The organism is uncultured Kluyvera sp., from assembly GCF_902485085.1.
Classification (GTDB): domain Bacteria; phylum Pseudomonadota; class Gammaproteobacteria; order Enterobacterales; family Enterobacteriaceae; genus Kluyvera; species Kluyvera ascorbata.
Map to the genome: position 1 here is coordinate 1 of NZ_CABTJS010000060.1, position 1539 is coordinate 1539.

General features: G+C 55.7%; 1 protein-coding gene. It reads left to right on the forward strand.

The window, feature by feature from the left end:
* Positions 1 to 63: 63 nt before the first annotated feature.
* On the forward strand, positions 64 to 1539 hold a 1476-nt coding region (locus tag RDN66_RS07170; protein ID WP_308537740.1), incomplete at its 3' end, for a RecE family exodeoxyribonuclease.

Consider the following 1539-nt stretch of genomic DNA (forward strand, 5'->3'; position numbering starts at 1 on the left):
TGAACACCCAATGGGCGCCACCAATGGCCCGGGGATTCTAACACCCAAAAAAGAGGATCTCACATGGAATTCTTTAATGTGGTTAAGGCCACTCAGAAATCCGGCAAGAAAGATGCAGTGATTTGGTTCAGTGCAAAATCCGAAGCGCGCGCCAACCTGCAGCTCGATGTTGAGCTGGAAGATGCTGGCATTGAGACCGGTCGCGGTAAGGATTATCAGAAAGCAATCCGTACTGACTTCCCTGTGTTTAATGACCTGCCGGAAGAAGGCGTGGTTGATTATACCTGGTGCGAACGCTACGAACTGGCCGAAGACCAGCGCACCTGGCATCTGAAAGAAGGCGCGGCGCCACAGGATGCTTTCCACCAGGAAGATGCTGGCGACGCAGACGCAGACGCAGACGCAGACGCAGACGCAGAACAGGTTGAAGACGGCGGCCACGAAAGCAAGATTGTTAACGTTGAATACAACCTCGCGCCGATGGGCTTCCGTGTGCAGCTGCTGGCGCAGTTCATTGCTGAAGACCTGCACGTCTACTGCATCAACAAAGAAACCCAGACGCAAATCGCTGCGCTGGAAATGGACACAGATAACACATACGTCCAGAACCTGCTGCTGGCCGCCGAGAACGTCACGGAAGTTAAGACCTTCGACATGCCGACGCTGTGGAAACTGACCGCCGCGGTTAAGACGGTATTCCCGCAGGACAAGCGCAGCGAGCTGAACCTGGTTATTCAGTTCGTGAAAGCCTGGGCGACCACTGAGCACATCGACCGCGGCCTGCTGGTCAAAGAATGGCAGAAAGGTAACCGCGTGGCGCTGATTCAGCGTACCGACGTTAAAACCAATGCTGGCGGCGGTAATAAGACCGATCGCAACCCGGACCTTACCCACACGCTTGACACTCTGGACATTGAAATTGCGCTGGCCACTCTGCCAATGGATTTCAACATCCACGATATCCCTGGCGGCGTTTTCCGCCGCGCAAAGGAGATCGTCAGCAAGAAAGAAAGCCCGTTCAAAGAGTGGTCAGAAGCGCTGCGTAAAACCGCTGGCATCCTGGACTACTCGCGCGCTGCTATCTTCGCGCTCATCCGTGGCGCCGCAGAAAACGTTCACCACTTCCCGGTCAGCCTGCAGACGTATATCAACGCGAACCTGACGGAATCCGATCACCAGCACCCAGCCGAAGAAACCCTGGCTGCCGCCGGCAACGTGCCGGAAAAAAGCTGGGAAAACGAAATTAACGAGCAAGTCGCAGAAGAGCAGAAAGTCGCAGCCAAACAACCGGAAATCGCCAACGTAGGCGGAGGAATTTTCTCCATCGATGGCCTGATGAGCGCCCCAGCGAAACAAAATAAGGAAACTACCCACGATGAGCAGATGGAAGAGACTGAGCGCGCCGAAGGCGAAACTAACGATGCGGTACCAGCAGGCGAAGGTGCTGTGGAAGATGATCAGCAGGCAGATACCGTAACTGACGCCAGCGCCGGGGAAATTCTGGCCGCCGCTGCGCCGAGCCTGGCTGCTGACGGGCAA